General features: G+C 45.1%; 20 protein-coding genes and 1 pseudogene. 8 read left to right on the top strand and 13 right to left on the bottom strand.

The annotated features are described in order from the left end of the window. Window positions 1–152: 152 nt before the first annotated feature. The 6 genes from AND4_RS10810 to AND4_RS10785 all read left to right on the top strand — a co-directional run bounded on the left by AND4_RS10810 (window position 153) and on the right by AND4_RS10785 (window position 7,587). Window positions 153–1,844: an AMP-binding protein gene (locus AND4_RS10810; protein ID WP_009843008.1), complete on the top strand. Its 1,692-nt coding sequence runs from the start codon at window positions 153–155 to the stop codon at window positions 1,842–1,844. 290 nt (window positions 1,845–2,134) lie between these two features. Continuing rightward, window positions 2,135–2,770 (top strand): response regulator transcription factor, encoded by a 636-nt coding sequence (locus AND4_RS10805; protein ID WP_009843007.1) that lies wholly within the window; start codon window positions 2,135–2,137, stop codon window positions 2,768–2,770. A gap of 202 nt (window positions 2,771–2,972) precedes the next feature. Further along, a complete protein-coding gene (locus AND4_RS10800; protein WP_009843006.1) occupies window positions 2,973–3,560 on the top strand; it encodes a hypothetical protein in 588 nt (195 codons plus the stop codon). 88 nt (window positions 3,561–3,648) lie between these two features. Continuing rightward, complete coding sequence (locus AND4_RS10795; RefSeq protein WP_009843005.1) at window positions 3,649–4,332, top strand: fimbria/pilus periplasmic chaperone; 684 nt, start codon at window positions 3,649–3,651, stop codon at window positions 4,330–4,332. A gap of 9 nt (window positions 4,333–4,341) precedes the next feature. Further along, window positions 4,342–6,732: a fimbria/pilus outer membrane usher protein gene (locus tag AND4_RS10790; RefSeq protein WP_043991624.1), complete on the top strand. Its 2,391-nt coding sequence runs from the start codon at window positions 4,342–4,344 to the stop codon at window positions 6,730–6,732. A 3-nt stretch (window positions 6,733–6,735) separates the two neighbouring features. Continuing rightward, window positions 6,736–7,587: a hypothetical protein gene (locus AND4_RS10785; RefSeq protein WP_009843003.1), complete on the top strand. Its 852-nt coding sequence runs from the start codon at window positions 6,736–6,738 to the stop codon at window positions 7,585–7,587. Between the two features lie 64 nt (window positions 7,588–7,651). Here AND4_RS10785 and fusA read toward each other — a convergent pair whose 3' ends face one another. After that, the gene (gene fusA / locus AND4_RS10780; RefSeq protein WP_009843002.1) at window positions 7,652–9,739 is read right to left on the bottom strand and encodes an elongation factor G; all 2,088 of its coding nucleotides are present in this window, start codon (window positions 9,737–9,739) and stop codon (window positions 7,652–7,654) included. Window positions 9,740–9,955: 216 nt separating this feature from the next. After that, window positions 9,956–11,335 (bottom strand): DNA repair protein RadA, encoded by a 1,380-nt coding sequence (gene radA, locus AND4_RS10775; RefSeq protein WP_009843001.1) that lies wholly within the window; start codon window positions 11,333–11,335, stop codon window positions 9,956–9,958. Window positions 11,336–11,484: 149 nt separating this feature from the next. On the opposite strand from radA, the gene AND4_RS10770 reads away from it, so the two are divergent. After that, window positions 11,485–13,833, top strand: coding sequence for a PilZ domain-containing protein (locus tag AND4_RS10770; RefSeq protein ID WP_009842999.1), 2,349 nt, complete (start codon window positions 11,485–11,487; stop codon window positions 13,831–13,833). Window positions 13,834–13,888: 55 nt separating this feature from the next. Here the strand turns inward: AND4_RS10770 and serB are convergent, their stop codons facing one another. Beyond that, entirely contained in the window at window positions 13,889–14,869 is a 981-nt protein-coding gene (gene serB / locus AND4_RS10765; RefSeq protein ID WP_009842998.1) for a phosphoserine phosphatase, read from the bottom strand. 91 nt (window positions 14,870–14,960) lie between these two features. Between serB and AND4_RS10760 the strand changes: the two genes are divergently transcribed. After that, a complete protein-coding gene (locus tag AND4_RS10760; protein WP_043991623.1) occupies window positions 14,961–15,566 on the top strand; it encodes a YtjB family periplasmic protein in 606 nt (201 codons plus the stop codon). Window positions 15,567–15,657: 91 nt separating this feature from the next. On the opposite strand, the gene deoD is transcribed toward AND4_RS10760, so the two are convergent. The 10 genes and pseudogenes from deoD to AND4_RS10715 all read right to left on the bottom strand — a co-directional run bounded on the left by deoD (window position 15,658) and on the right by AND4_RS10715 (window position 25,866). Next, the gene (gene deoD / locus AND4_RS10755) at window positions 15,658–16,377 is read right to left on the bottom strand and encodes a purine-nucleoside phosphorylase (protein ID WP_009842996.1); all 720 of its coding nucleotides are present in this window, start codon (window positions 16,375–16,377) and stop codon (window positions 15,658–15,660) included. A 144-nt stretch (window positions 16,378–16,521) separates the two neighbouring features. After that, on the bottom strand, window positions 16,522–17,742 hold the full coding sequence (locus tag AND4_RS10750; protein ID WP_009842995.1) for a phosphopentomutase: 1,221 nt from the start codon (window positions 17,740–17,742) through the stop codon (window positions 16,522–16,524). A gap of 68 nt (window positions 17,743–17,810) precedes the next feature. Next, on the bottom strand, window positions 17,811–19,139 hold the full coding sequence (deoA, locus tag AND4_RS10745) for a thymidine phosphorylase (protein ID WP_009842994.1): 1,329 nt from the start codon (window positions 19,137–19,139) through the stop codon (window positions 17,811–17,813). A gap of 99 nt (window positions 19,140–19,238) precedes the next feature. Next, window positions 19,239–20,015 carry a deoxyribose-phosphate aldolase gene (gene deoC / locus AND4_RS10740; RefSeq protein ID WP_009842993.1) on the bottom strand — a complete coding sequence of 259 codons (777 nt, stop codon included), beginning with the start codon at window positions 20,013–20,015 and terminating at the stop codon, window positions 19,239–19,241. A 576-nt stretch (window positions 20,016–20,591) separates the two neighbouring features. Beyond that, entirely contained in the window at window positions 20,592–21,857 is a 1,266-nt protein-coding gene (locus AND4_RS10735) for a NupC/NupG family nucleoside CNT transporter (RefSeq protein ID WP_009842992.1), read from the bottom strand. 203 nt (window positions 21,858–22,060) lie between these two features. Further along, the gene (locus AND4_RS10730; RefSeq protein WP_009842991.1) at window positions 22,061–22,834 is read right to left on the bottom strand and encodes a TatD family hydrolase; all 774 of its coding nucleotides are present in this window, start codon (window positions 22,832–22,834) and stop codon (window positions 22,061–22,063) included. Between the two features lie 19 nt (window positions 22,835–22,853). Further along, window positions 22,854–22,987 (bottom strand): annotated as a pseudogene (locus AND4_RS20270) (DUF5363 family protein). 120 nt (window positions 22,988–23,107) lie between these two features. Next, window positions 23,108–24,697, bottom strand: coding sequence for a peptide chain release factor 3 (gene prfC, locus AND4_RS10725; RefSeq protein ID WP_009842989.1), 1,590 nt, complete (start codon window positions 24,695–24,697; stop codon window positions 23,108–23,110). Between the two features lie 296 nt (window positions 24,698–24,993). After that, window positions 24,994–25,455 carry a ribosomal protein S18-alanine N-acetyltransferase gene (gene rimI / locus AND4_RS10720; protein WP_009842988.1) on the bottom strand — a complete coding sequence of 154 codons (462 nt, stop codon included), beginning with the start codon at window positions 25,453–25,455 and terminating at the stop codon, window positions 24,994–24,996. Between the two features lie 12 nt (window positions 25,456–25,467). Further along, the gene (locus tag AND4_RS10715) at window positions 25,468–25,866 is read right to left on the bottom strand and encodes a DNA polymerase III subunit psi (RefSeq protein WP_009842987.1); all 399 of its coding nucleotides are present in this window, start codon (window positions 25,864–25,866) and stop codon (window positions 25,468–25,470) included. Window positions 25,867–25,979 lie beyond the last annotated feature (113 nt).

The raw sequence follows: 25,979 nt of genomic DNA, 5'->3' as shown, positions 1-25,979 counted from the left end.
CCGCTGTCGATTGGTGAAGTTTAGCGAAAAGAGTCGATAAGCTGTGATCCTTGACAGCAAGTTGCTGTTTTTTATCTCCCCAAATGATCACACCCATGCTATCGTTAACATTAAATTAACAACAAACACTGCGATTAACATGGAGTTAGAGAATGATTCAGCCTAACGAGTTAAGTGAGCAGACTTGCGCGCTCCCACCACCGAATGAACTGATTCTCAAATGGGCAGCGGAACGCCCAAATGAAGTCTACTTAAAACAAATTATCAATCGACAGTTTGTCGAATTCACCTACGCCGAAGTGGCTGATCAAGCACTGAAGTTAGTCACTGCTTTGCGCCATTTAGGGATGCAACCAGGCGATAAAATCGCGTTGGTGTCAAAAAACTGTGCCGAATGGTTTATCTGTGACCTTGCTATGATGCTTGGCGACTACGTCAGCGTACCTATTTTCCCGACTGCGGGGGCTGATACTATCGAGTATTGTATCAACCACAGTGAGAGTAAAGCCCTGATAGGTGGTAAGTTAGACAACCCAGCAGCAACACAACAGGTCATTAATACAATGCCTGCCCTGATCAGCATTGCACTACCTTATGACAGTGCGCCTCAATGTCAGTACCAATTTACCGAAATCATTGCCGGTGTTGAGCCAAGTACTGAACGCCCAAAACATGATGATCACAAACTCATGTCACTGGTTTATACCTCTGGCACGTCTGGGTTACCAAAAGGCGCAATGCTCACTTACGGCGCATTTAATTGGTCTGTCGAGCAACTCATCAATCATATTGGTATCCAAGAAAATGATCGTTTGTTCTCCTACTTACCACTTGCTCACATCACCGAACGTGTCTATGTCTTTGGCTCGTCCATTGTGGGAGGAGTAACCACTGCCTTTCCAGAATCATTGGATACGTTTATTGAAGATGTGAAGATGCATCGTCCTACATTGTTTATCTCAGTGCCACGTTTATGGACACTGTTCCAGCAACGTATCCAAGACAAACTGCCACAGAAAAAACTCAATATTCTGCTGAAGATTCCGTTTGTTAACTCTCTGATCAAAAAGAAACTTGCCGATGGTCTAGGTCTAGATCAGGCTCGAGTACTCGGCTGCGGTTCCGCGCCTGTCTCACCAGCGCTACTTGAGTGGTACCGCAGCGTTGGCTTGAACATCACGGAAGCTTGGGGGATGACAGAGTCTTTCGCTTACAGCACAATAAACTACCCATTCCGAGCAGATAAAATTGGTACGGTCGGTAATGCTGGCCCCGGCATTGAACTCAAAATTGCAGGCGATGATGAGATCATGGTCCGCAGCAAAGGCATGTTCTCTGGGTACTACAAAAACGACATTGCGACACAAGAGTCTTTTGACACCGAAGGATGGCTGCACACGGGTGATATTGGATCAATTGATGCGGATGGTTACCTAACAATCCAAGGTCGTAAAAAAGACACCTTTAAAACTGCTAAAGGTAAATTCGTTGCACCTGTGCCTATCGAGAAGAAATTGTTCGAGTACAGCCGTGTTGAAATGATGTGTTTGATTGGCCTGGGTCTGCCAGGACCTATATTGTTGGTTGTACCGCACGATTTCCCAAACTTCGACGAAGAACGCTATGCAAGAACGACTCGCAAAGTGGTCGCTCGTATGAACGAGGAGCTGGAATCACACGAACAAATAAAAGGCGTGCTTATGATTCAAGATCCATGGAGTATTGAAAACGGCATTCTAACGCCTACGTTAAAGATTAAGCGCCACGTCCTAGAACAGAAATACCATGAGCTTGGTCATAACTGGCCAAAGGGCGAACTGATTATCTGGGAAAAAGATTTATAAACACATCACGTCATCTCATTCCAATTTCACCCTTGCTTTATCTCTTCTCGGAGCAAGGGTGAACCCAAGAAAAAACTCGTTAAGTAGAATTCTCATTTTTGATTCAAGCTGTGACCCGCTATTCCCACTAATTGTAATCTCATCATTTGGTACTAACCTTTCTATACACTAGTTGCGTATATCTCATAGAAACGAGGTGGCGCGACATTGCTAAACTGCCACGATTAAAAATAGAATATTTTATATATATCAACATTTTAAGCAGAATTAGAACGAAAGGATTTGTTGTAATGGAATTAAGCACCCAACCTTTAGCAGTACATCTATTAAGCAAAGATATGTCATACGCAAGAGTGATTCGCGACTTGGTAAAAATTTCCTTTCCCCTCGTGAGCTTCACTTCAAGTGACACTTTCACCCACTTGGATGAGGAAGCATCACAACGCATTATCCTTTTCGACGTGAAATCCATGCCATGCCCGAAACGATACGGTATTTGCCCCACAGAGAGGAAAGAAAAATGGGTTGCAATGAATGTCTCATCTGTATCTTCACTCGAATGGTTAGAAAAGGGGTATTCAGGACAAGTGTGCTCGCGTTTAGAACTCTTGCCGAAAGCGCTTCATGCAGTCTCTCAGGGAGACGTGTGGTTTCCTCGTCCGATTTTGAATAAAGCAATCTACCATTATCAAGAAGGTAACGAAGATCCTGCGATAACCGCAGATTATCTAAGCACCAAGTTCCTATTAACGAAAAGAGAGAGAGAGATCTGCAGATTGATGCTTCAAGGACTCTCAAATACCCAGATAGCGAGACAGTCAAATGTTAGTATCAATACTATCAAAACACATGCATCAAACGTCTTGCATAAATTAAATGTACATTCTCGGTATGAATTAATGGCGATGGCAAGAAAACCACTCTAAGCTAACCATAAGAAATAAAAGGTATTGTTAATCAAACGAACAATAGAAAGGTGATATCAAGTGGAGTGATACTAGGTTCATCCTTTTTTCACCCCGACTATTAATATGGTCTCACCTTTGTCGGTGATGTGGAGTAGCTAAGTCCCTCATAAGCTCATAAAGCGATTCAAATAACGCATTGTGACTAACGAGGGATTGAGTTATGAAAAAACTATTTCTTGCTACAGCCGTAGCGGCCGCATCGCTTTCTTTTGGTGCTTCTGCGGTTCAATTTAACAACCCAGTGGACTTTACGACACTGAGCAAGACCGATCAAAAAACAATACGAATCGAGGGCCGTGTTCCGAAGCGTTGTCTACTCCGGATTGGTAAGAAAGACGTAAAAAACAACGTTCTACGTAAGGCGAATAAAGTGCACACCGACTCGTGGGACAACGGTTTTAACAACAAAAAAGTCTTAGTGGGTAACCTAAGAGCTTGGTGTAATTACGGTACGGATCTGGATTTCTCCGTAACGGCTTACAAACTGCGTGGCGTGACCAAGCACAACATGGGTGAAAAAATTAACTACAAAGTAAAAATTGGTTCAGAAACAGTGGCGAACACTAAAAACGACCATGGTATGGAGAAAATGGCCTCACCTATCGAATCAGTGGGCGAACATTTAGTGAACAAAATCAACAAACATCCAATTTATGTCAAACCTGAAGATTCAGGCTTTGCACGAGCAGGTAAATATAAAGGTCGTATCAAAGTGAGCCTTTCTGCATCAGGCCCAGTAATGCCGTAACAGAACGACGCTTTATAGATATCGTCTTAAAGGCAGAGGTAAGCTTGGCTCGATAATCGAGCCAAGCTTGTTTAAGGGAGAAATATCTATGGCAAGGATCAGCGCACTTCTTTTTTCTTTTTTTTTCAGCTCTATTGTCGTCGCATACGAGGTAAGTCCAATCTACTTAGAGCTCGATGATATCGGCCGAAACTCTCAAGGCTTGTACAAAGTAACGAATGTAGAGGAAGAACCCATCCTTCTTGAAGTTCGTGTATATCAAGCTGATTTCTCATCAGGGGAGGAAATCCTAACGCCATCGGAAGACGAGTTTCTCATTCTTCCACCTCAAGCTAAAATCGACGGTAAAAAATCTCAAACTTTTCGCGTTCGCCACATGTCGACTGGGTCAATTAAACAAACCGAGACCTATCGCATCGTCTTTACCCAAGTAGAGCTAAATAACCAAGTACAAGAGAATGACGATGACAGCTCGATCTCTATGTTACTGGAGTTCGCCACATTAGCGTTTGTTTCCCCAGCCTCAAGTAAGTCAATGCCTACCGCTACCATTCTAAATAACCAAGTCGCGATTAAAAATAATGGCAAACGAGTACTGAATATGAATGGTATGGAGTTTAGTTTCTCAGGTGGCAAGGCCAACAAAACGCTCGATTGGGAAACGTTGAGTAATAAAACCAGCGCTTATTTAATGCCTGGCTCTACGGTCAAGTATCGTCTCCCTAGTGAGCTAGGACAGCCCCAAAAAGTTTCCATTAAAACCTTAGATTAGTGAGGTTTTATGAGAAATCTCATTTTGTGTCTCACTCTAATGGTCGCCATACAAACTGCGTTCGCTCGTAACTGGTTGTTTCCATTTCCCGCGACTTGGGGGGACCGTGCTATTGGTGAGGTAAACGCTTACTCTGACGGTATGACAGTAAGCTCAATCAACGTAGAACAACTCGCTCAATCCGTAGAAAAGCTTATAAACAGTGAAACTCTTGCTGCACTGCGTGAGTTCCCGGACGAGTACATTACGGTAGAGCAATTGGATCGAATGGGTATCAATGCCAACTTCAACACTTCTGAGCAAAGTATTGTTCTCGTCATTGACGAGTCGGCGGCTGCTGAATTTTTACTCTCTTTTGGCAGTCAGTATGAACCTGCCCAATATTCGGAAAGTGCCTTCTTAACGATACAAAATACATTAAATGCCAGCACAGATTATACCTTGTTTGGCGATTCTAATACCGAAGATACGCAAACTTGGCTTGGAGAGTGGCTCGTTAGAGCAAATCTTGGTGGCGTTCGGGGGGCTAATATCGATGTCTCCGGTTTCGTCACTGGCGGCAACTATGTTGATTCTGACGTATATCGAGGTGAGGCGCGTTTGTTTTTCGATGAGCCCAGCACGCCTTGGCGTTTGACCTTCGGTGATGTGACTCAAACAAGCGCTGGTCACCTACCAAGTACGCCGCTTGGCGGAGTCGCATTTGAACGCTTGTACCAAGATTTACAACCTGCTAGAAATATTCAGAACGGCGGGACACAACCGCTGGTATTAAATGAGAGCGCCGATGTTGAGGTCTATATTAACGATATTTTCCTTACCGAGATACGATTGCCTCCTGGCCGATATACACTTGACGACTTGCCTCTTGTATCAGGCACCAACGATGTGCGATTAGACATTAGTTACCAATCAGGCCGAACCGATACTATCGTATACAGTCAATTTTTTAACTCACGCCTGCTACGTGAGGGCATTTCAGACTTTGGCTTTTACTCAGGTTTAATCTCAACGATTGAGAGTAATAATTTTAAATACGATAAAGAACAGTGGATCACATCGGGATACTACGACTATGGCATTAGTGACACATTAACGCTGGGAGTAAATGGACTCTATCATCCTGAGGGACAACAACTCGGCATTATTGCAACTATTGGCTCTGATTGGGGTAATTTAGGCGCTCGTGCCTCTGCGCAAAACAATAAACCCAACGACGATACTGGCAGCATCTATAGTCTCGATTATTCACATCAACTGTGGGGAACCGATAGCTACGGCTCTCCTAACTTTCGTCTTGGCGCTGAATATCAAGATAAATACTTTGCCTTACCATGGCAAATTAATGAGCCGAGAACTGGCCTGCGCATTTTTTCTAACTATGTGTTAACCATCACAAACGATCTTAGCCTGATATTAAGCGGTGATTATCGTGACTTCGAGGAAGAAGAAATCCAATGGCTCGCCTCATCTGAAATCGCTTGGCAATTTTACAGCTTGTCACTCTCTGCTGGCGTAGAAAAAGAAGAAAATCCGAACGATAACATTAACGAAACTCGCTTCACTTTTTCTGCGGATTGGGACTGGAATTCTTCCTCTGGTGAATACAATGCCAATGTCTCTTATTCAAACGAACCCGATATCTACCGGGCTCAATTTCAACGCCCTTCTGATGACTACTCAGGCAGTTACGGTTATGCGCTTACGGCAGAAGGTGATGTCGATTCTCAGACTTACTCCGTCGAAGGCAATTATGTCGCAAATCGCTTCATCACTGATGCCAAAGTCTCTCATTTAGATTTTGATAACTCGGCCAGCTATCAAACTGCTTCACTACGAGCAAGTACGGCGCTCACGCTTGCTGATGGTAACTTAGCTTGGTCACGCCCTATCAACGGTCCTGTCGCCGTCATCGCTGTTCATAAATCGTTGGATGCTGATGTGGAAATTAATGCGGTTGCCGATGACCCTGCAGAAGCAATATCAACGTCAGCAGTGAACAATGCCGTGCAATTATCAGGTGGGCATCAGTTATCTAATGTTTACATAGATGTGCCCGATGCCCCTATCGGTTATGACTTTGGCGATCACGAGTACAACATCACGCCTGGGTCACAAACAGGCCATTTGATCAAGATAGGTTCAGCGGCATCAAAAACCATCATTGGCACCATTGAAATCAGCTCAAAAAAACCATTAGAACTTTACCAAGGACAATTAATTGGACAACAGAAAACCTATGAGTTTTTTACTAGCCGATCAGGTCGATTTGTTGTGGAAGGCGTCGCTCCGGGTGACTATACCATCATGATTGATGGCTTTGGGCCGACAAAACTGAACGTCCCAAAAACCAATGAAAACCTGATTTACCTACCCACTTTACTTATTAAAGAGGGATAAATAATGAAACACTTATTCACACTCTCAGTGTTCAGTTTAGCCATGCTATCGCATCCTACTTGGGCGGAATGCAGTGGTAAATGGGCACTCAATGTAGACCGAAGTAACGTTGAGTTTAAACGTGATTTAGCCGCTTATATTCCGGTTTATCTGGAGCTATCTCGTGATATTCAGGGCTGTCGATTTCCGATGGCGATGGTCTCTGTTAACAATAAACAGTCCAGCTACTTAAGTTCAACTGGGACAAGTTTACCTTTAACCATCCTGGACAAAAATTATAGACAATTGAGCCACTTCCCAAATAAAGGGTTTCAACTTCCTCTGGACAGTAGCCAAAGAACTAAATTTTGGCTCAAGATTCCAGAAGCAAAAGTTGCCGCATCTGGCAATTATACAGGGCTGCTTGAAGCTACGATTTCCTTAGGCAAAAAGCAAAAAACTCAAAATGCTAAAGTGAAACTCAAAGTACCCGCCTTTGTCGCGTTTAACTCTGCCGCGAATACACCAAATCTTCAGCGTTCCAGCCAGTCAGGTTATCGCTTTCAACTGGGTGACCTAGAGTCTAACCGAACCTACCGGTCCGACTTCGACCTTCTTTCTAACTCGAGCGTAAGGCTGGTTGTAAAACAAAAGTATGGCGAGCTGAGACAGAAGTCAGAGCCCAATATCACTATCCCCTACACATTGCGATTCAATAATACTTCGGTAAACCAGCAAGCTACTTATACCTTCTCCAATAATGAAAGCACTAAGCGCTGGGGCATTCCACTTGAGGTCACTCTAGGCAATATTGAATTTGCCCGAGCGGGAAAATATCAAGACACGATAATCGTAGAAGTAAAAGCCATGCCTTAAGATTAGAACGTAAAAAGCCCCACACTAGGCGGGGCTTTGAGAGCTTAAAGCGTTAACTTAAGAATTACTTCTTGCCGTCACGCTCTTTAACTTCTGCGATTACTTGCTCAGCAACGTTTGCTGGACATGGTGCGTAATGTGCGAACTCCATAGAGAACTGACCACGACCAGAAGTGATAGTACGTAGGTGACCGATGTAACCAAACATTTCTGATAGAGGAACGTCTGCTTTAATACGAACGCCCGTAGTACCAGCTTGTTGGTCTTTGATCATACCACGACGACGGTTAAGGTCACCGATCACGTCACCAACGTTGTCTTCTGGAGTGAACACGTCAACGTTCATGATTGGCTCAAGAAGTTGCGCGCCCGCTTTAGGCATAGACTGACGGAATGCGCCTTTCGCTGCGATTTCGTAAGCGATTGCTGATGAGTCAACTGCGTGGAAACCACCGTCGAAAAGTTCAACTTCAACGTCTAGAGTCGGGAAGCCAGCTAGAACACCAGTATCCATCATTGACGCAAAGCCTTTCTCAACTGCAGGCCAGAATTCTTTAGGTACGTTACCACCAACAACCGTTGATTTGAACGTGAAGCCAGAGTTTGGCTCACCTGGTTTGATGCGGTAGTCGATCTTACCGAACTGACCAGAACCACCAGACTGCTTCTTGTGCGTGTAGCTATCTTCAACTGGTTGAGTGATAGTTTCACGGTAAGCTACCTGTGGAGCACCTACTTCTAGCTCAACGCCGTAAGTACGCTTAAGGATGTCTACCTTGATGTCTAGGTGAAGTTCACCCATACCCTTCAGGATAGTTTCACCTGAATCTTCATCAGTCTCAACTTGGAATGATGGATCTTCTGCAACCATTTTACCGATCGCGATACCCATTTTCTCAGTAGAACCTTTATCTTTTGGAGAAACAGCAATAGAGATTACTGGTTCTGGGAAGATCATAGCTTCTAGAGTACATTCGTGCTTAGGATCACATAGAGTGTGACCAGTTTGAACGTTCTTCATACCTACTACAGCGATGATGTCACCAGCTTGAGCTTCAGTAAGTTCGTTACGTTCGTCAGCTTGCATCTCACACATACGACCGATACGCTCAGTCTTACCTGTTGCAGAGTTAAGAACAGTATCGCCCTTCTTCATGCGGCCAGAGTAGATACGGATAAATGTTAGCGCACCGAAACGGTCATCCATGATCTTGAATGCTAGCGCTCTTAGTGGCTCATCTGCAGATACAGTAGCAACTTCACCTGTTGGCTCACCAGTTTCTGGATCGGTTAGCGGCTGAGGATCAACTTCAGCTGGAGCTGGTAGGTAATCTACAACAGCGTCAAGGATAAGTTGCATACCTTTGTTTTTGAATGCAGAACCACAGTACGTTGGGAAGAACGCTAGCTCACGTGTACCTTTACGGATACAAGCTTTTAGTTGCTCGATAGTTGGCTCTTCGCCTTCCATGTAAGCTTCCATTAGGTCGTCGTCTTGCTCTACTGCAGTTTCAACTAGCTCTTCACGGTAAGCTTCTAGATCATCAAGCATGTCCGCTGGAACGTCTTTGATTTCGTAGTTTTCTGGCAGACCAGTGTCATCCCAAACGTAAGCTTTACGGCTTAGAACGTCTACAACACCAACGAAATCGTCTTCACGACCGATTGGTAGAGTCATCACTAGTGGGTTTGCACCTAGTACGTTCTTAACTTGGTCAACAACGTTGAAGAAGTCTGCACCCATACGGTCTAGTTTGTTTACGAAGATCAGACGAGCAACTTCTGAGTCGTTCGCGTAACGCCAGTTCGTTTCTGACTGAGGCTCAACACCACCAGAACCACAGAATACACCGATACCGCCGTCAAGAACTTTAAGTGAACGGTATACTTCAACTGTAAAGTCTACGTGTCCAGGAGTGTCGATTACGTTCAGACGGTGGCCGTCCCACTCACAAGTTACTGCTGCAGACTGGATTGTAATACCGCGCTCAGCTTCTTGTTCCATGAAGTCAGTTGTAGACTCGCCGTCGTGTACTTCACCAGTCTTATGGATTTTACCAGTAAGCTTCAGGATACGCTCAGTCGTGGTAGTTTTACCCGCATCAACGTGCGCGAAAATACCAATGTTTCTGTATTTTGATAAATCAGTCATTGTCTTACTCTGTTAATAAGGTATAAAGTGCGCGCAGAGTATATCACAATCTGTCAAGACGGATACCTTTGCGTGCTCTTGGAACAAAAAAAAATTTAACGTCAATTTTCCACCCTCAAATAATAGCCAAGCTTCGTAATTTGTCTGCTAATTCGATAATAAAGGGGGAAAGATTCAAATTATTGTTAGCCTTTAAATGGGGGCTCAAGATAGCGATTACAACTCATCAAATGCTTCGATGGCCTCCGACAGTTTTTTAACGCCGTGGATTTGCATACCAGGAATCCCACCCTTTGGCATATTTGCTGCAGGCACGACGGCTTTCTTAAAACCATGTTTGAATGCCTCATTCAAACGCTCTTGACCACTTGGTACCGGGCGAATTTCACCCGCTAAGCCAACTTCACCAAACACCACCACATCTTTTGGTAATGGGCGATCGCGAAAGCTCGACAACAACGCCATAACTAACGCCAAATCAGCGCTGGTTTCTGTGACTTTTACACCACCAACCACATTGACAAATACATCTTGGTCGGCCATCTGCAGACCACCGTGCTTATGCAATACCGCCAATAGTAAAGAGAGGCGATTTTGTTCCAGACCCACCGCAACACGGCGTGGGTTTGCCAATTGCGAGTAGTCCACTAATGCTTGAATCTCTACCAATAGCGGTCGCGTTCCTTCCCAAACCACCATCACTGAAGAGCCCGACGTTTCTTCTTCACCACGTGACAGGAAAATAGCGGAGGGATTGCTGACCTCTTTTAGTCCCTGCTCGGTCATGGCAAATACGCCCAGCTCATTCACTGCACCAAAACGATTCTTGTGACTACGTAAGGTTCGGAAGCGACTGTCTGTGCCACCATCAAGCAGTACTGAACAGTCAATAATGTGTTCAAGTACTTTCGGGCCGGCAAGGGTACCATCTTTTGTTACGTGACCAACAATAAAGACGGCGACATTGTTTTGCTTTGCATAACGCGTCAACGCGGTTGCCGACTCACGCACCTGCGCAACACTACCCGGTGACGACTGAACATCAGACACATGCATTACCTGAATCGAGTCAATAACCATAATGCGAGGCTGTTCTTTCTCTGCAATTTGGCAAATCTTATCGACATTGGTTTCTGATAGCATCTTAAGATGCTCTTTTGGCAAACCAAGGCGTGAGGCACGCATCGCAACTTGTTGAAGTGATTCCTCACCGGTCACATAAAGGGTCGGCATTTGCGCAGACAACAAGCACATGGTTTGCAAAAGCAAAGTCGACTTACCTGCGCCGGGGTTACCACCGATAAGAATCGCAGCGCCCGGAACCACACCACCACCAAGTACCCGGTCGAGCTCTTTAAAACCACTCGTGAAGCGCGGAACTTCTTGCAGGTCTATCTCTGACAATGTTTGAACTTTTGATTCAGTTGCAGAACCTGCGTAACCAGATAAACGTTCATTGCGCGCGACCGTCGGCGATGCTGCGATACGAACTTCTGTAATCGTGTTCCATGCGCCGCACGCATTACATTGCCCCTGCCAACGTGGAAAATCTGCGCCACAATCATTACAAACATACGCGCGTTTTGCTTTTGCCATGATGCCTCAATTCTTAAACACTGTTTTTTCAACAAATGTGACCAAGCACCGCCATGTCATGACCATATCGAAGAAGAACTCTTGATATACTCAGGTTTTGCTTTGCTTAGCCGATATAATTCGAATAACGACATACTTTAACAGAAATAATGCAGCAATCTGAAATTCTCTCGCTCGCAGAGCGCCTAATCCCTGTTTACGGTGCTGATGACTTCGATTTCATCCTGGGTCAATTGACCGAAGGAGAGCCCCCGTCAGCCAAGATTTTAGTAAAAATGGAACTAAACCGAGTCATGGCACCTTGCAAGAAAAGCATTGATTTGCGAGGTCGAGTGAAAGGTGAGTGTCGGGAATACTTATTGGATGGCATTTCACATTGGTTAGATGACGTCGCTTTTAACGCTTACCACAAGAACTTAAAAAAGTATGGCGGGTATACCGACGGTGTGTGGGAAGCTTTGGTCAACACACGTAATAACTTCCGTGTGATGAGCAAAAACAATGACAAGAATGAAGAGCGATCACTTACCGACCCCAATAGCCCTTTTCTCGCGGAACCTGTTCACCTTGGATATGATTTAAAACGCCAAGAAAAACGTTTAAAAGTACAATCTCAAGTGGAAATTGTTTGCTCAAAAGAGCAAGTGATTCACGGTTTGAGTATCGACCTGTCTTGTTCAGGCGCTAAATTTAAAGTCCCAAGTGCCTTCAAATACAGCTTGGGCGAAATAATCCAAGTCACTTTTACTGAGTTTGCTAGTCAATCTCAAATCACGGGGGTCGAAAAACCAATCACTTACCGAGTTCTCGCGGTAGAGGACTGCTTCGAAAATGATGCTATTCGGTACCTAAGAACCGTCCGCTTAACGGAAACCAATATCATTTCTCGTGTAATTGACGAGGCTCTCAGCAGCACAACAAAACGTGCTCGCCATGACAATCAGGACAAAATCATTCGTGCTCGCACGCGTGGCTACGAACACATTGCGCTTAAGCACACTGGTAACTTGCCACTATTTTTCGAAGGCTACGATCTCAAACTCGCTATTCTCACACCCAATAACCAAAAGATTTGGCAATATTGGCATGATGAGCGCAACCAACAAACTTTCGGCTCGCTATTCAACCCAGAAAGAATGGCCTCATTAATTACTCCGGGCGCGAGAGGGGCAACCAATGTGTTGTACTCGTTCACCCATGAACATGAAGACAGAACCTATTTCTACTCTATGCTGCGTCCTGAAGCGACTAGAGAACAACGTCAACTCTTCTGGCATTTAGGCGCCAAGAGAAACAGTTGGCGAGCATTCCGTATTTCAATCTTCGAGTTATCTGAGCAAGAGAAAAATGATCTCGCAGCCTTTTCATCTGAACTAGCAGAGAGCTCACAGAAACTGACACACGTAGGCATTTTGCAAGAAATCGCCGATGAGAAGTCTGGTCAAGATTACCTGCTCACTGAAAAGCCACGTGTGCCAACCAATACCTTGAATGCATTTCGTCACCTTAGAAAAGTCATCGGAAGTCCAAAGGGCATTTACTTCGATGCTCAATCTCGTCGTAAAGAGCCACGTTATCAATTCAAAACGCCTTTAGAACTGGATATCAACAACACAAAAATTACTGGCTTTACCTTAGACATTTCCAAGCGAGGCCTAGGTCTAAAATTGAACGAGCCGACTGCGCTTCGCTTAGGCCAAGAAGTGCAGATTAACTTTCGAGAATTGCAGTTGTACAATACAAAACTGCCACTCTCAAATGTACCTTATCGTGTGATCCGTGTTAGCCCTGATGGCAGAGGTATTCAACTGGTTATCGATGAACAAAGCAAAACCATGTGCGTGATTGCTTTTTTCAATAGCATTATTGATCACAACCAGGGTAAGTTGATCCCCCAAGAAGAGATGCTGCCGAGTAATGCTCTACTAGAGAGGCTGCACAGCATGTTGCTGTCAAGAATGCCAAGCACACCGATATTCATCAGCAGATGTAACACATCTTCTTTAAAAACGCCGGTGATCGGAATTAACTTTCCGTTGATGAAGCATATCGAATTATACGCACGCCTTGGTCATGATCGCCAATATTCACTCGAGCCACTATTTAAAAGCCGATCGAACACACTGATAGCTGAACCAATCAAGCGCATTGATGGTGCGCAGGCTCGTCATCAAGATCTCTACATTAGCGTGAATAAAGTGGGTCATAAAATCACAGCACTCGAATCGAAGCTACAGCAAGACTTCGCCAACGTGAAAGAGCGAATTCAGTTCATCAAGAAAGCCCGTATGATGGGTGAACTTTATGCCATTCGTATCTCAACTGCACCAATTTTCGACCCAATGACATCATTGCTGCATCGTGACTTAAGTGACCTAACTCAATTTGGCGTACATCAAGCGAGCAAGTTAGAAAAAGAGTTGACCGCACTGGTTGGTTACAGCGAATTTGAGGATATTACCGAAGAAGTGATTATTCGATTGGAGCTGACGGAGTAAAAAAACACCGCTCAATAAGCGGTGTCTCAATCATAGTTGTGCACGACAAATGCAGCTAAGGCTGTACCTTCCAACTGACTTTCTGTTGCTTAACTAACGCCCCAGACAGAATACACAGCACACCACCTAAGCCTGCAAATCGAACCGCAGCTTGTGATTGTGCTTCAACCTTAGGTTTGGCGTGATAAGCAATGCCCAACCCCGCAGCAACCATCATAACCAAATCATTCGCGCCATCACCGACGGCAACCGTATTGTGCTGTTCGATGTCGTATTCTTCAGCAAGCTCAACCAAAATGTCTGCTTTCGTTTGGGCTGACACAACATCACCCAACACTTCACCCGTCAACTTGCCATCAACAATTTCCAATTGGTTGGACTGGGCAAAGTCTAATCCTACTTTGTCTTTAATAAAGTCAGAGAAGTATGTGAAACCGCCGGAGGCAATAGCCGTCCTCCACCCAAGAGCTTTAAACGTTGTGACCAAAACTTCAAAGTCTGGCATGAATGGCAGCTGGCTGCGTACCTGTTCAAGAATCGCTTCATCGGCCCCTTTTAGCTTACCGACACGTTGGCGTAAACTCTGCTCGAAATCCAATTCACCTTGCATAGCGCGCTCAGTCACTTCAGCAACTTCCTCACCGACACCTGCAAGTTTTGCAATCTCATCAATACACTCGATTTGGATCACAGTTGAGTCCATATCAAACACAACCAACCCCGGAGTAGAAAGATCCGGCACTTCAAGTAACGAAGCATAATCCAGCTCTAAGCTTTTCAGGATGGTTTCATGTTCAGGGAGCAGATTACCAGCCATCAATGCGACTTCATATTGACCGACTTTCCATGTATCTAAAATCGGATTGTGAAAACCAGTAAAGAAGTCGATGTCTTCGAAGTGGCGAAGCTCAAGATGCTCACCAAATACAATCCAATTCGCCTTGGCTTTATCAAGCTGTGTAGCAAACCGAGTTTCAGGTAATCGTTTTAAAAGAGTCGTATGCCTTCTGATAGGCAAGCTTTTTGACGCATCCATGTATATAATCCCTTATGACTTTGCTAAAACGTTACCTTAACAAACTAAAAAGGCAAGTCTTTGTTTTGATTTGAATGGACGAGTAAAGCGCATGAATGAATCCTTATTCTCAGTAAGGAATGCCCTAAGAATTCTGGCTCTGATACTGTTGTGTGTGATGTTTTTTTTCACCATCAAGAACAGTGTCGTAATCAGCAAGGGGAATGAGAAGATTCAAGCGCAACAGCTTGAAACCCTTACCAAAGTTCTGATCTCGCAAGCATCATTATCTGCCGGCGAGATGTTCATCGATAAAGATCAAGAGCGTCTACTGAAGCTAACGAACCAACTTGCTCAAGATCGTCTGGTATTTGACGCAACCATTTACGATGCGCAAGGTGTCCGCTTGGCTTCTAGCAAGGGAGCCCTGTCAGTTCGTGAAGTATTGGGGCTAGATACCCCACTCGCTACCGCATCGATTGGCCGTCAACAACTGATTGAACCTGTATTATCGGATGGTACTGTCATTGGCTTCGTGCGCGTTACTTTTGAAACAGGTCGAGTCACTGCTATTTCTGATCACCATTACCGCAAGAGTGATCGCTACATGTACATGATGGTATTGATGAGCTTTGCCTGCGGCATGCTAATTATCATGATTTTACGCAGACAACCCATTCGTCGTAAAAAAGGCGAAAACTTATTGCTCACGAAGTAATTCAAAAACCAAATTATCAAAATAAAACAGCCCGCATGGTACGGGCTGTCTTTTTATATTTGAGGTAAAGAGATAAGAAGTTGCTTCACCCTTACTCTTCATCACCGATCAATACTGAGTCTAATGCGATCAGCATCATGTCGTTGAAGGTGGTTTGACGTTCGTCAGATGTGGTTTGCTCACCAGTCTTGATGTGGTCAGAAACGGTACAAATAGTCAGAGCTTTCGCGCCAAACTCTGCGGCGACACCGTAAATGCCTGCAGCTTCCATTTCAACACCCACAATACCGTACTTGTCCATAACATCGAACATCTCAGGATCTGGTGTGTAGAAAAGTTCTGCTGAGAATAGGTTACCAACTTTTACGTCTACGCCACGTGCTTTAGCCGCTTCTTCCGCTGCGCGAACCATCTTGTAGTCAGCGATAGCGGCAAAGTCATGGCCTTTAAAACGGATACGGTTCACTTTAGAATCAGTGCAAGCCCCCATGCCGATAACAACGTCACGTACTTTGATATCTTCGCTCACTGCACCACAGCTACCTATGCGGATCACTTTCTTCACACCGAAATCTTTGATTAGCTCTGTAACGTAGATTGAACAAGATGGGATTCCCATACCGTGCCCCATCACAGAAACCTTACGTCCTTTGTAAGTGCCTGTGTAACCGAACATATTACGAACATCACACACTTGAACTGCATCTTCAAGGAAAGTATCTGCGATGTATTTAGCACGTAACGGATCACCCGGCATTAAAACGACGTCTGCGAAAGCACCCATTTCAGCGTTGATGTGTGGAGTTGCCATGTTTCATTTCCCTTATCTTTCTTTAGCCGAGCCGCACTGCTATTTACGGTTTAGCAAGATTAATCTCATTACAGACAAGCACATTTTATGCTGCCAACCTAAAGCTAGGAGCCGCAATGCTCCTAGTTTTCAAAACCCAATCAATTATAGAAAGTTCTTGCCGTAGTCCATCGGAGAAGTCGCAAAATAACTTGCCAACGTTTGACCGATATCAGCAAAGCTATCGCGACGGCCTAACGAGCCTGCGGGTATTTTCTTACCATAAACAATCACTGGAATGTGCTCACGAGTGTGGTCGGTACCTGGCCATGTTGGATCGCAACCGTGATCCGCCGTAAGGATAAGCACATCGTCTTCTTCCATAATTTCCAGCACTTCATTGATGCGACCATCGAAGTACTCAAGCGCAGCCGCGTAGCCCGCAACATCACGGCGGTGGCCGTAGGCTGAGTCAAAGTCGACAAAGTTAGTAAATACGATAGTGTTATCACCCGCTTCTTTGATTTGCTCCAACGTCGCTTCGAACAATGCGGGAATGCCTGTCGCTTTCACTTTCTTAGTGATGCCGCAGTTTGCGTAGATATCGGCAATCTTTCCGATAGAAATCACATTCCCTTGTTTTTCTTCTACTAGCTTCTGAAGAATGGTTACGGATGGTGGTTCAACAGAGAGATCACGGCGGTTACCCGTACGTTCAAATTGACCTTTTCCAGGGCCAATAAAAGGACGCGCAATGACGCGACCGATGTTGTAATCTTCTAGCTCTTCACGTGCGATTTGGCAAAGTTCCAGCAATCGTTCTAAACCAAACGTCTCTTCATGACAGGCAATTTGGAATACAGAGTCAGCAGATGTGTAGAAGATTGGTTTGCCAGTCTTCATATGCTCTTCACCAAGATCATTCAGTACTTGAGTACCTGATGCATGGCAGTTGCCGAGAAAACCGTCCAGACCAGCGCGCTCAAGGATACGGTCGGTCAGCTCTTTCGGGAAGCTACTCGCTTTGTCAGTGAAGTAGCCCCAATCAAACAGAACTGGCACACCTGCGATTTCCCAATGACCAGACGGCGTGTCTTTACCTGAAGAAAGCTCAGCAGCGTGACCGTAAGCACCTATGATTTCTGCGTCGGTATCTAGGCCAGGAGCAAAGCGACCCGTTGATTCTTTATGCGCCATTGCCAAGCCAAGCTTAGATAGATTGGGCAGACGAAGCGAGCCTTTACGCTGTTCATTATCTGCTAGACCTTGTTCACACTGGTCTGCAATATGGCCTAATGTGTCTGAACCTACATCACCAAATTTTTCGGCATCTGCAGCCGCGCCGATACCGAATGAGTCCAATACTAAAATAAATGCTCTTTTCATTGCTCGTTCCTTAGACCCACTCGGTTTCTTATTATGTTTGAGTGGGCCTTGTGTAATTACTTATTCGATTAAAGATCTTCTGCTCGGATTTGACGGTAAACCTCTGGAGTAGGCGTGTACTCCCCACCCACTTTTATTGCGCTTAGGAGTGCTTTCGCGGCATCTTCCCACTGCGCTTCGGTACGAGCGTGGATAATCGCAAGAGGCTTGTCACTATCAGCAACTTCACCGAGGCGGATGAAGTTATCGAAGCCAACCGCATAGTCGATTTCATCGGTCGCAACACGACGACCGCCGCCCATCGCGACCACAGCCATACCAATGGCACGAGTGTCCATCGCAGATACAACACCTGTTTCTGTTGCGTACACAGGTTTGATGATTTCTGTTTTTTCTAGGTAATTGTCGTAATTTTCGACAAAGTCAGCAGGGCCACCTAGACCTGCAACCATCTTACCGAAGCAGTCAGCTGCTTTACCGTTATCCAGTGCTTCCATCAGTTTTACGCGTGCGTCTTCCGTGTTCTCAGCCAGTTTACCAAGCACCAACATTTCCGCGCATGATGCCATGGTGACTTCAAGTAGACGAGGGTTACGGTATTCACCCGTTAAGAAACGAACCGCTTCGCGAACTTCCACTGCGTTACCCGCCGAAGACGCCAGTACTTGGTTCATGTCCGTAAGAATTGCCGTCGTCTTAGTGCCAGCACCGTTTGCTACTGCAACGATAGATTTTGCTAGCTCTTCAGACGCTTCGTAAGTTGGCATGAATGCACCAGAGCCAACTTTTACGTCCATCACTAGAGATTCAAGACCTGCAGCAAGCTTCTTCGATAAAATCGACGCCGTGATCAGTGAGATGTTGTCTACTGTCGCTGTGATATCGCGAGTCGCGTAAACGCGCTTATCCGCAGGTGCTAGGTCACCAGTTTGACCGATGATTGCTACGCCTGCGTCTTTGGTTACTTGACCAAAGACGTCGTTTGTCGGTGTGATGTTGTAGCCAGGGATTGACTCAAGTTTATCCAGCGTACCGCCAGTGTGGCCAAGACCACGACCAGAGATCATAGGAACGAAACCACCACATGCTGCCACCATTGGGCCAAGCATGAGAGAAGTCACGTCACCCACACCACCAGTAGAGTGCTTATCGACAATTGGGCCACCAAAGTTCATGTGGCTCCAATCGATAACCATACCTGAATCACGCATTGCACACGTTAGTGCGATACGCTCTGGCATCGTCATTTCATTGAAGAAGATTGTCATAGCAAATGCTGCGATCTGACCTTCAGATACACTGTTGTTTGCTACGCCTTGGATGAAGAAGTTGATTTCGTCGGCAGTAAGAACTTCGCCGTCACGCTTTTTACGGATAATTTCTTGTGGTAAATACATTAGTGCCTCCCCAAGCTCAATATGAGCCATGGAAAAAGTAGGATAGAAGAGGATTGGTAGCACCAAAGCTGGTGCTACCGTTCAGACGTATTGTTAGAGTTAGTACGCTGCTGGATCAGCGACTTGGTCTGATACTTCTAATGTATTTAGTAGGTTTGTTAGTAGGCTAGACGCACCGAAGCGGTAGTGACGAGCATCAACCCAGTTGTCACCTAGAATTTCGTCAGCCATTGCTAGATATGCCGCTGCATCTTCAGCAGTACGCACACCACCTGCAGGTTTGAAACCAACAGATTCTGCCACACCCATATCACGAATAACTTCAAGCATCATGCGAGCGTATTCTGGCGTCGCGTTTACTGGCACTTTACCCGTTGAAGTCTTAATGAAGTCCGCACCGGCTTCGATACAGATTTGAGATGCTTTCTTAATTAGTGCTTCTTCTTTAAGCTCACCCGTTTCGATGATGACTTTTAGAAGGATATCACCACAAGCTTCTTTACATTGCTTAACTAGTTCGAAGCCCACTTTCTCATCACCCGCCATTAGGGCACGGTATGGGAAAACGACGTCGACTTCATCAGCACCGTAAGCAACCGCCGCTTTTGTTTCAGCAACCGCAATTTCGATATCGTCGTTACCGTGTGGGAAATTCGTTACCGTTGCGATACGTACGTCTGGTGTGCCTTGCTCACGAAGTGTCTTCTTAGCAATAGGAATAAAGCGAGGGTAAATGCAGATTGCAGCCGTGTTGCCTACAGCTGATTTCGCGTCATGACACAGTGAAATCACCTTTGCATCAGTGTCGTCATCATTTAGCGTAGTTAGGTCCATAAGTTTTAGTGCGCGTAGCGCTGCTGCTTTTAAATCGCTCATTTCTATCTCCGATCAATATTCAAAAAATTCACTACTCAGCCTCACGTCACTTATCTAACTATAATCAACAAGTCGAAACAGTGTGAGAAATGGACTAAGCAATCTATTTATGAACGGACTTGGTTCCCTGAAGACTCGGCATATACTGCGAAAAGTCATATACCAATTGCTATCCTTGTCACCGCACAGTACCAGTTTGGCCTATGGCACAACAATCTATGATTGCGGTGTTTTAATATCCCATCAAACAATAAAAAGCTTGTTCGATTGGATATTGAGGGCAATTCATTTGCCCATCAGTATGTAACATTCACTTCATCATTAAGAGGTGAGTTTTACCACGATTTCGTGATTATTACATTATAGAGTTTCGCCACAAAACTGCAGCACCAAATAGAGCGCAAACGGTTTGTATCTCAAAATTTCCCAGCCTCTATTCCACCGGCTGCGTAAGCCTTCATACAAGGCCGATAAGCGGTTAATGTTCAGGTCTGAAAAACGAAAAATGCCCCGCAGCAATGTCTTGCTACAGGGCATGATTTAAAACGGCGTCTATATATTAAGAACCGATTCTAATTAAAGTGCTGCAAGGCTAAGGCAGAAACCTGCAATAGTCGCTGCCATTAGGTTAGACAAGGTACCAGCAAGAACGGCTTTAATACCCATGCGAGCGATATCACTGCGGCGGTTTGGAGCAAGGCTACCTAGACCACCAAGTAGGATCGCGATAGAAGAAAGGTTCGCGAAACCACACAGTGCGAATGAAATGATAGCGGTTGTCTTCGCCGACATTACCTCACCAGTTGCCGCAACAACTTGAGCGCCTTCACCTAGATATGGTGTGAAGTTCAAGTAAGCAACGAATTCATTGATGACGAGCTTCTGACCGATGAATGAACCAGCAACAATGGCTTCGTCCCATGGAACACCGATTAGGAATGCAAGTGGAGAGAACGCGTAACCTAGGATAAGTTCTAGTGTAAGTTCAGGCATACCGAACCAACCACCGATACCACCTAGCATACCGTTGATAAGAGCAATAAGACCAACGAACGCGATTAGCATCGCACCAACGTTTAGCGCAAGTTGCAGACCAGAAGCCGCACCGCCTGCTGCTGCGTCGATAACGTTAGCTGGTTTGTCGTCACCACCGTCCATCGCTTCTTCGATGTCTTCATGAGGCTGTTCAGTCTCTGGGTGGAGAATCTTAGCAAATAATAGACCACCTGGTGCTGCCATGAATGATGCAGCAACTAGGTACTCCAAAGGGACCCCCATTGAAGCGTAACCAGCTAGTACACCACCAGCCACCGATGCAAGACCACCACACATTACCGCAAATAACTCAGATTGAGTCATTCTTGGAACGAAAGGACGGACGACAAGAGGAGCTTCAGTTTGACCGACGAAAATGTTCGCTGCTGCAGACATAGATTCCGCACGAGAAGTACCAAGCGCTTTTTGTAGTGCACCACCAAGAATCTTGATAACCCACTGCATAATACCTACGTAGTAAAGAACTGAAATCAACGCAGAGAAGAAGATCAGTGTAGGAAGTACGCGAAACGCAAAAATGAATCCCATGTCGAAAGAGTTGGCTAGCTTACCGAATAGGAAACCAGAACCATCGTTACCGTAGTTGATAACGTTAGAAACACCAGTAGATAGACCGTTTAGTAGATCACGGCCCCAAGGTGAGTAAAGAACAAATGCACCAAGGATAAATTGGATAGCAAATGCGCCACCCACAGTTCTAAAATTGATAGCTTTACGGTTAGATGAGAATGCAAATGCAATAGCAATAAGCACTACCATACCGACTAGGCTCATAAACAGGCTCATAGTTTATGACTTCCTTATTAAGTTATTTATTGGCGTGTTACAAAATGGAGCTATAAAGCGTGGCAATTATACTCATGCAGAATGAATTAAAGTAATGCCACCCTCACACTTTCCTATAAGATTCATCATTGATTCACTCCCGTTTGTGAGTTATCTCACAATAAGAAGGGAAACGTTTTCGCATTTAGGCGCCACCTTTAGATTTATTCACACAAAAAGAAGGCAGAGTTGCTATTTTTCCACAATTGAGCGGCGATAGATCGATTGCTCTTGGTATGCAACTTAGCGAGTTCATTCAACACATGAATCAGTTTTGCAGGGTGATTAGGCTCGCCCTGATAGCCAATTATAGGCATATCCGGGGCGTCCGTTTCTAAAACGATATCCTCAAGTGATAATCTTTGAATTGCGTCACGAGTTTTATTGGCTCTTGGGTAAGTGATCGTGCCACCCACTCCGATAAAAAAACCTAATCGAACCCATTCCATCGCCTGCTGATAGCTACCAGCGAAAGCATGTAATACCCCACCTTTTGGAAGCTTGGCTGCTTTAACCAATTGAATGAGGCGATTGTGTGCTTTTCGGCTATGTAAAATCACGGGAAGATCAAATCGTTTTGCCAGCTCAAATTGCAATTTGAGCGCCTGCTCTTGAAGCTCGGCGGGGACATCTATCACAAAATCCAAACCACACTCCCCTATCGCAACGCATTGTCGACTCGGCGAGGAAAGCAGTGATACTAACTCTGGGACAAACCGCTCGAACCCTTGTTGCAGAAAATATGGATGGAAGCCAAGCGCATAATAAAGATGAGAATATTGACTAGCTAGCTGTTGAATACGGTTCCAATTACTCGGCCCAACAGACGGAATCAAGATACGCTCGACCCCTTGCTCACGAGCACGTTCAACCTGACGAGAAAAGTCATCTTGAAAGACATCAAAGTCGAAGTGGCAATGGGTATCAAACAGTTTCATTGTTTACTTTCTCTTGGTCTTATTTTGAGAAGCTATGGCTTCATGAACAGCAACCTGTTTATACGGTACGCAACTGCGTTTTTGTTCAGGCGTCAGACCCATCTTTTGGCACCAATTGTCGTAACGTTTGAGTTCTTGCTTAAACCCGTTCATCCGCTATCTACTGTGCACTTGATGAATGTATTACGCTCAACAAAAAAGCCGCCGTTAGCTAAGTGTATAGCTAACGGCGACTTATAATCTAGTACGCGATATAAAGCGAGTTAGAGTCGATTAGTGCTCACGAGTTGCACGGAAATCGATATCAGGGAAACGCTCCTGCGCTAGGTTCAGATTAACCATAGTTGGCGCAATGTACGTTAGGTTATCGCCGCCATCCAATGCTAGGTTGGTTTGGTTCTTACGCTGGAATTCATCCAGTTTCTTCACGTCATCACATTCAACCCAACGCGCTGTTGCCACGTTAACGCCTTCGTAGATCGCTTCGACGTTGTATTCTGACTTCAAGCGAGCAACAACCACGTCAAACTGAAGCACACCAACCGCGCCAACGATCAGGTCGTTGTTTTGTAGTGGACGGAATACCTGTACCGCCCCTTCTTCAGAAAGCTGGACCAGACCTTTCAGCAACTGCTTCTGCTTCAATGGATCTTTTAGACGAATACGACGGAACAGCTCCGGAGCGAAGTTCGGAATACCGGAAAACTTCAGTGCTTCACCTTGAGTGAAAGTATCACCGATTTGGATCGTGCCATGGTTGTGTAAACCAATAATATCACCCGCGTAAGCGTGCTCTGCACGAGAGCGATCTCCCGCCATAAAGGTTACGGCATCAGAGATACTCACTTGCTTACCAAGACGAACGTGGTTCATCTTCATACCTTGTGTGTAAGTACCCGACACGATACGCATAAATGCAATACGGTCTCGGTGTTTTGGATCCATATTTGCTTGGATCTTAAACACAAAGCCAGAAAACTTGTCTTCTGTCGCTTCTACATCACGCTCTACCGCTTGACGAGTTTTCGGCGCGGGCGCCCACTCAGTTAAGCCATCTAGCATGTGATCAACACCAAAGTTACCCAGTGCCGTACCAAAGTAAACCGGTGTGAGTTCACCAACAAGGAATGCTTCGTGATCAAATTCAGGACAAGCACCCATGACCAGTTCAATTTCTTCACGAACGCTTGCCGCTAGACTTTCACCCACTTTCTCGTCGAGCTCGGGGTTATCCAAGCCTTTGATAATACGAACTTCTTGAATTTCGTGACCATGACCTGATTCGTACAAAATGGTTTCATCACGGTGGATATGATAAACACCTTTAAATTCTTTACCACAGCCAATTGGCCATGTAATCGGCGCACACATCATGCCCAATTCGTTTTCTACTTCATCCAATACTTCCATTGGATCACGAACATCACGGTCGAGTTTGTTCATGAAGGTTACGATTGGCGTGTCACGCAGACGTGTTACTTCCATCAATTTACGGGTACGATCTTCGACACCTTTCGCTGCATCGATAACCATCAAACATGAGTCAACGGCCGTAAGTGTACGGTAAGTATCTTCCGAGAAGTCTTCGTGCCCAGGAGTATCAAGTAGGTTTACCAGACAATCATTGAAAGGAAATTGCATGACAGACGTGGTTACCGAGATACCACGTTCCTTTTCCATTTCCATCCAGTCTGATTTTGCGTGCTGTGCGTTACCACGACCTTTAACCGTACCTGCTTTTTGGATCGCGTTTCCGAATAACAGTACTTTTTCAGTAATGGTGGTTTTACCCGCATCCGGGTGAGAAATAATAGCGAACGTTCTGCGCTTAGAAACTTCGCCTAAAAAAAGGGGATTTGACATTAGTTAATCTTCTAAATTACTTTCATGCTCACGAAATGGGCAAGCATATCTACTATTCGATATTGTGCAGTATTCTCGCTTATTATCGCTATGCTAGCAAACAGGAAAGAAATGAAACCAATGTGCTCGGTTCATCATTCCCTTTCTCTAGGGCTCACAGGCCCTAGTGCCAACAATGGAAAACTAGCTCCACACAAGAGATGTAAAAAATTCAAAAAATGATTATTACATATTCAAAGGCCTCGAATCCGGATACGCTTTGACAGCACAAGTGTTGATAGGGGTGCGATTAACCGCTAAAAATCACCCAAAAACAAGTAACTCATAATAATGGCGTCTTCCTTACCATTTCCCGTTTTAGCAGGGTAATAGTTGTACCGACGATCCAGTTCATTAAAGCCAGCTTGCTCATAAATATGGATAGCTGGGTGATTACTTTCGCGAACTTCCAACCAAGCGCTTTCTGCTTTTGCTCGCTCACAGTACTCGACAAACCCATCCAGCAATTTTTGGCCTAAGCCTTTGCCCTGTTGAGATGATGCCACAGCAAGGTTCAATAACGTCACTTCTCCGACAATATTCTGTGCGTAGAAGTAACCGATGACCTGAGCACCTTTGAGCATCACATGATGACATGCACCACGGCTGGATAAATCACGAATTAAGGATTCGGCCCAAGGGTGAGAATGCACTTGCTGCTCGATTTGCCAAACTTGGTCGAGGTGCTCAGCGCACATCGGCACAATTTCAATTGTCATGCGTTAGCTCCTTTAAGAGTGCGAACAGATTTGTTGCCACAATGCACGGCGCTGTTCGTTATTGCCATCTATATCTTGCAATAGTGGCGAGGTCAGGAGCTTAGCATTGATACTCACGTTGGCCTCACAGCCAGCAAACCATACCCACTCTAGTTGATGCTCACCTAGTGAGGATAAGCGCTCAGGCTCTATGTGCAGGGCGTCGTCGAGCGTAAGCTGGATACTTTTTAATACACGCTCGAACATCAAAGCGGTCTCGTTCTCTGGACACGTTGGCGCTACCAAAAGGAGTTTACAAGAACTTTGTAAGTCCAGGCTTGGCGATTGGTAGCCTTCCAATCTTTCTGGGTGACTCAGCTCCCAAGTGCTGATCCCCATTTCATGTAAATATTGTTTCTGGTTAATTGACATCTTTTGTCACCTATTTGAACAAGGCAATCCTATCAAAATTTCGCATTTAAAGTCAGAGATGTTGTACAGCTTTTCCAATCAATCATCATGAGGTGACTTATTGCAAGCTTGGG

The sequence above is a fragment of the Vibrio sp. AND4 genome, assembly GCF_000171815.1.
GTDB lineage: Bacteria > Pseudomonadota > Gammaproteobacteria > Enterobacterales > Vibrionaceae > Vibrio.
The sequence above is the reverse complement of the archived record's forward strand: the minus strand, read 5'-3'. Positions and strand labels throughout refer to the sequence as shown.